Genomic DNA, 2725 nt, shown 5'->3' with positions numbered 1-2725 from the left:
CCTTACAAAATGGCGAAATTCAGGTTAATTATTCTAGCAACTACGACAGCTGGCAAGCCAATAAACCAACGAGTAAGACTTTTGGGACTGTTGAAGGAAAAGTAAAAGGAAAGAAAGCGAATATTCGTGTAGATGCAGAACCCCATAGTGGTAAATTTCAAGTACAATCTGGAAGTGGGAAATCTGGCTATCCTCTAAACGAGCATCTAAGGATAGATAGAATAATAGGAAAAGATTCTATTGTAGACTGGGTAAATTCAAATGAAAGCTTAAGTAAACTCAGCAAGGGGGTTAGAGAGCAAATTATTGATAGAATTTGGAAAGCTTATCAAAGGTATTATGCGAATTAAAACAGGAGGTATGCATGAAGTTGTATTTACAAGGTGATTACACCAAGACTGATTTTTATGAAGAGTTTAAAGAAATAGCTCAAAATATGTGGTTCAAAGAGCGAAAAGGAATTCCACTCGATTTTTCCTATGCTTGGGATGAAGATTTACATTTGAATTTACGGTTGGATAAATTTAAATATAATGACGAACGTTGGGAGAATGCAAATTTTAATACAAATATAAACCCTTGGAAGACATTTGAATATGAAAACTTGACATTGGATCTAGAAAATTCTTATGAAAGCGATGGGCGTGAGAAAGGTGATTATTTGCGAATTATTTCTACTCATCTAGATATTTTAACGGTTGACAAGCGTGCGATGTATATCATGGCGATTGAGGTGGCATCTGCTATTGACGGTCAAATCAGCGAAGACGACAAAGAAACATGGCTGAGTATTGAAGAATTCAAAACGAAACATATAGACTTGCTGAATTTGACCTACGACGAAGCGGTTGATATTAGTTTGGAGGAACTAGAGATTATGGAGGCGGTTGATGAACCACTTTGGGATGAATTACACAGAGGATGGGAAGAATATATCAAAATCCATGGTGAACGAGTTTACGACGATGAGGAAGATGAGTGAAACTATATCTTAAAGGTAACTACGAGACTAGTATTTACCAAGCCTGTATGGAATTTCCTTGGAAAATGTGGTTAAAGGAACGTAAGGGAGTGCAGGTTGGTTTTTCTTACGCACGTGATGATGATTTTTATTTTAGCGTTAGTTTGGATAAATTTTCTTCGAATGATGAGCGTTGGGGGGTAACTGATTTTAAAATAGGAGATAATCCGTGGAATTCATTTAAATACGAGTATATAATATTGGATTTTGAAAATTCCTATGAAAGCGATGGGCGCGAGAAAGGTGATTATTTGCGAATTATTTCCACTCATCTAGATATTTTAACGGTTGACAAGCGTGCGATGTATATTATGGCGATTGAGGTAGCATCTGCCATTGACGGTCAAATCAGCGAAGACGACAAAGAAACATGGCTGAATATTGAACAATTCAAAACGAAACACGCAGACTTGCTGAACTTGACCTACGATGAAGCGGTCAATATTAGTTTGGAAGAGATAAAGGCTATGAAAACCATTGATGAGCCCCTCTGGGAAGAATTGGATAGGAAGCGCGAGGAGTATATCCGAATTCATGGAGAAGTGGAGTTGGATGACGATGAGGAAGACGAGTGAGACTATATATCAAAAGTGATTTTAAGAAAAAAATAACCTTTACTACAAGAGAGTTGCTCTGGAAAATGTGGTTTGAGGAATGGCATAGTCATCCTATTACATACTCGAACGTCGGTGATGATGAGATGCTACAAGATGATTTCTTTTTTGGAGTTCAATTTGATAAATGGCGATTTAATGATAAACGGTGGAATCATATACCATATGACAATAATGATCCATGGAATTCGTTTTCTGATGAAAATATTCAATTGGAATTTGAAAATGATTTTATCACTGATGGGAGAGAACGTGGAGAATACCTTAGGATTGCGACTGCCCATACAGACATTTTAACGGTTGATAAACGAGCTATGTATATCATGGCAGTCGAGGTGGCTTCTGCTATTGATGGGCAGATCAGCGAGGATGACAAGCTGACTTGGATAGATGTGGAGACTTTTAAGGAGTTGCACAAGGATGTCTTATCACTAACCTACGATCAAGCAACTGACACCAGCGTGGAGGAACTGAAAAGTATGAAACCTTTAGAAGATCCTCTATGGGAAGAGGAAGAACGCCTTCGTGAAGAATACATCAAAATTCATGGCGAGCCAGTTTATGACGACGAGGAAGACGAGTGATAATTTACAATAACACTTATTTGAAAGAGAGTGTTGAATAGGGGGAAGACTAATGTCAGATAAATTAAAACAGTTTAAATGGTTGATTGTATTGTTTTTGTTTCTGTTAGCAATTCCTTCATATTTTGCTTACAATTATTTCCGACAATCTAGTACTTTAAAAGAAGCCTTTGAGAAAAATGAAAGAATTGAAGTTCTTCAACATTTAATGGCATCAGGAAAATATGCGTCTGACATCCGCAAGGCAGGTTATACTATTCCTTCTGACGGTGCTATTAGATTGGATGGAGTTATTTATCCATTAGAAATAGAAGGAGATTTACATTTGAAAATTAGTCCTCCAAAAAAGGATGCTAAGGATTTTCAGTTGTTTTTCATCACACAGGTTAATGAAAAACAAACGCATGTAGCTTTTATTTTAGATAAAAATCTGAATTTAATTGATTCCAGCTATTCTCAGCAAAATGATAACGGGAAAAGAGAGATTATTTCTGTCTCACAATCCG

4 protein-coding genes and 1 pseudogene are annotated in these 2725 nt (G+C 36.7%); all 5 read left to right on the top strand.

All coding sequences use genetic code 11. The annotated features are described in order from the left end of the window. A pseudogene (locus tag CBI42_RS12840) lies at positions 1 to 350 on the top strand (virulence protein); the annotation flags it as partial. A 14-nt stretch (positions 351 to 364) separates the two neighbouring features. Next, on the top strand, positions 365 to 982 hold the full coding sequence (locus CBI42_RS10590) for a hypothetical protein (protein ID WP_049493203.1): 618 nt from the start codon (positions 365 to 367) through the stop codon (positions 980 to 982). Then, positions 979 to 1596, top strand: a complete 618-nt coding sequence (locus CBI42_RS10585; RefSeq protein ID WP_049493206.1) for a hypothetical protein — start codon at positions 979 to 981, stop codon at positions 1594 to 1596. The genes CBI42_RS10590 and CBI42_RS10585 overlap by 4 nt, the downstream gene beginning before the upstream one ends. Further along, positions 1593 to 2219 carry a hypothetical protein gene (locus tag CBI42_RS10580; protein WP_049493208.1) on the top strand — a complete coding sequence of 209 codons (627 nt, stop codon included), beginning with the start codon at positions 1593 to 1595 and terminating at the stop codon, positions 2217 to 2219. Before CBI42_RS10585 ends, CBI42_RS10580 begins: the two co-directional genes overlap by 4 nt. Before the next feature lie 52 nt (positions 2220 to 2271). Beyond that, on the top strand, positions 2272 to 2725 hold a 454-nt coding region (locus CBI42_RS10575; RefSeq protein WP_094753953.1), incomplete at its 3' end, for a thiol-disulfide isomerase.

Origin of the sequence: Streptococcus sp. KR, assembly GCF_002238115.1 — a bacterium.
GTDB lineage: Bacteria > Bacillota > Bacilli > Lactobacillales > Streptococcaceae > Streptococcus.
The sequence above is the reverse complement of the archived record's forward strand: the minus strand, read 5'-3'. Positions and strand labels throughout refer to the sequence as shown.

Excerpts from the sequence above, each read along its gene's own strand:
- CBI42_RS10590 (WP_049493203.1), top strand. The coding sequence starts at position 365 with ATGAAGTTGTATTTACAAGGTGATTACACCAAGACTGATTTTTATGAA.